Below are 2,972 nucleotides of genomic sequence, written 5' to 3'. Positions count from 1 at the left end.
AATGCTATTGAGAATAACAAATATGATCCAACCCTTTCTTTAGCTTTTAACTTAGCTAAAGAACTAGGAGTTACTGTAGATGAATTATTTCAAAGTGGTAATTAGTTTGATTAACTTGTTATAACGTGATTTATGTGAACTAACGACTTCTTCCAATTTCTCTATTTTCCCTAGTATTATTTCTTTTTCTAATTTCATTTTGTAGCTCTTTTACTTGCCTCATACTAAATTCTTGCTGTGTTCTCTTAGGTACTATTTCTTTTGGCCTATTCAATGCCTCGTATTTGTTTAAACTATTGATTGCCCTCAACTCTTTTCGCATAGTTGCTCCACGTTTATTGATGTCCTTGAGAGCTGCATTAAAGCGTTGCTGTGCTATTTTGGGTGAAGTTAGTTCTTTTAGTTCTATATGTAAAATCTTTGCCAGTTTTACCACTAGTGGACGAGTTTTTTTGATTAGTTGAGTGATTTTTTCTCTTAATGTCTCCACTTCCTCTGGTTTAGTAAATAGCTTTTGAAAGATATTTTTCTCTTTCTCAATGGTTTCTCTTCTGTGCAATTCCTTTCTTGTACTAGTTATTTGTAAATTGAGTTCGTTTAACTGTTTTATTGGTTTATCTATTTCTAAAAATGTACGGAATAATTGATTTTGTTTTTTTGCTTTTTGATTAAAATGCACGGCATACTCTTTGTACTCTTGCGAACTTCCTTTATAAATCTTTTTTTGTGCAATTTCATTTTGGGGGTCAAAAATAGAAATATCAAAATCATGGGATCTAAAAACTTTCTGAATGATTTTTTTCTGCGTAACTAGAAATTGTTTGGAGACAAATTTTTTATCCTTAATCGTAAACTTTTTTTCATCAGTGTAGCGGATATTGCCTTCTTTATCTTTCATGATGTCACCTTTTTTATATCTCAATTCCGCATTTTCGGCATGAGCTTTTGCCATTTTATTTGTCTCTTTGTCATACCACATATCACGCTTATAAGTTTTCGCAACTCGTTCTGGATTTCGCTCACGTTCAGAAAAAATCAAGTGCATATGTAAATTCGTTTTGCTCTCATTCCAATGTACTGCATATTCATAATCTCGATTATTTCCCAGCAGTTCTTTTGATAAATCATCACAAAGAGTTTTCATGGTTTTTGGATAGTCTGCTAATTCATTTGGCAGGGCAATTACAATTTCTCTCCCTTGATTATTGGCTAATTTGCTACGCTGATTCTCTTTTTCAAATTCCGCATATTCAGACCAGTCGTGTTCCATGTTTTTCTCGTGCAAGACAATATTTTCTTGGCGAGTTGGATTAGAAATATAATCGGCTCGCCCACTAATTTTTTTTAGTTTAGTGGTTCGGGAATAGGCGTTAGCCATGACAGAATCACGCTCCTTTGTGGGTTTGATTTTAGCGAATTACCTTATGGCGTAGCCTTAAGGTTGTATTTGCGCTTCTTTATAAGAAGCAATCTAAGACCAGTATAGCACGCCCTTGATTTTTTTATCTTTTATTTCTTGATTTTCGTTTCTTGTGTTCGCTTCGCTCTCACTGCCCCTCGACGTTTTAGTAGATTTTCCCTCACTCCGTTCAGTCCAAATCAACTAAAAGTTTTCGGGCTACATTCTGCTACTTTTCCAAAACTCAAGTACTCTTTTTTCTTTTAACGGTTTGCTTACTTCGGAACGAAGTGACGGAGTTTTGGGCAAACTCCTCCCTCCAAAGAGATTTGGTTGTTTTTGGTATAAACTTACTCCGTTTTACATTCTCATCTTACCCTTGAATAACTTTTATTAGCCCTATGTTGAGATTTTCTTGTCCTCTCTTGTTTTCGGTCAACACTTGAAAAACACCGCTCGAATTTAGCTAATATAAAGACGTGTGAGCGCCTGTGATTCTTTTTGAAAGTTTGGGTAGGTCTAACTTTAGAAAACACCTAGAATCGCTCTTACTCACACTAACGAAGCCCTCGAAAGACTTCCTCCCCTACCGTTTATACTTAGGTCGTAGTCACCTCTTGACGCACTGTGGGCGTGAACCACTTTCGCGAGAGAATTTTTCTTAGAATTGGCTCACCACACCTGTCCCTTTGGTCGCATTTGCACGCTGTTTGTCCTCAACGTTTTCTTGCTATTCAATTGTCTGCCCTGCGTTAGCCTTTGTCTTTTTTAGGTGTTGGCTTATCCTCTTTGAAAGTGCAGATAAGACAACCGTTTTTGTCTTGAATCATGTCATACTCCATACCTTCTTTAATGCCAAACCCTTTAGGTATGACGAGGACAATTTCTCCTTCATCTGATTTGATAGCTTGCATTACGGATTCCACCTTTCTAAATGAATGCCCCTGAAAAAAGTGTGCGTGATTAATCCTATGAAATAGGATCAATCGCTTATGCTTTTGAAGGCTTGCCGACATGTCGGCACAAAACCGTTCAAAGAAAAAAAGCAACCGTTAGATTTTCCTAACGATTGCTTTAAACTTCATCATTTATCTTGAAAAGCGTTCCTTTTCCTTTTATACTAGATATAAGAATAAGGGTTATGACTTCTCTTAATGATTGGGTGTCAATCGTTAAGGGCTCGCATTGATTTTTCCTTCCAAGATTAATCAATGGTCATGGCTCTTTTTTTCATGTTCTTTTTTCGATTGTACGCCTTTTTATAGTCGTCTGACAAGAAATACTTTCACTTTTTGATGAATTTATATAACAGAGACTCAACTAACGACACTAGAAAGTTCACAAACAAACAGAAAAGAAAAAGCTGACAGAACAACCCTGCATCTTTTTTTTCAGCTAGACCAATTGGATTTCACAAAGAAAGCGCCGCTATCGGTTGATAGGGGCGCTACTTTGGATAATCGACATTATGTGAACTAGGGAGTTAAATAACTTTCAAATCTTCTTTTTCGTACCTATTATGTCCTGGGAGTCCTTTTTTATAATTCCAACACTTGATAGCATTCGACAAATT

Annotated in this window: 3 protein-coding genes; 1 reads left to right on the top strand and 2 read right to left on the bottom strand. The window is 36.1% G+C overall.

The annotated features are described in order from the left end of the window. Positions 1-105: helix-turn-helix transcriptional regulator (locus ACYSNU_RS18825; RefSeq protein WP_461738581.1), on the top strand; the 105-nt coding region annotated here is incomplete at its 5' end. A gap of 34 nt (positions 106-139) precedes the next feature. On the opposite strand, the gene ACYSNU_RS18820 is transcribed toward ACYSNU_RS18825, so the two are convergent. Both ACYSNU_RS18820 and ACYSNU_RS18815 read right to left on the bottom strand, forming a co-directional pair. Next, positions 140-1,378, bottom strand: a complete 1,239-nt coding sequence (locus ACYSNU_RS18820; RefSeq protein ID WP_461738602.1) for a relaxase/mobilization nuclease domain-containing protein — start codon at positions 1,376-1,378, stop codon at positions 140-142. Positions 1,379-2,151: 773 nt separating this feature from the next. Next, positions 2,152-2,313 carry a hypothetical protein gene (locus ACYSNU_RS18815; RefSeq protein WP_461738601.1) on the bottom strand — a complete coding sequence of 54 codons (162 nt, stop codon included), beginning with the start codon at positions 2,311-2,313 and terminating at the stop codon, positions 2,152-2,154. Positions 2,314-2,972 lie beyond the last annotated feature (659 nt).

The sequence above is a fragment of the Enterococcus sp. LJL120 genome, from assembly GCF_054871765.1.
Note: the sequence above shows the minus strand (reverse complement) of the source record. Positions and strands in the feature narration are given on the sequence as shown.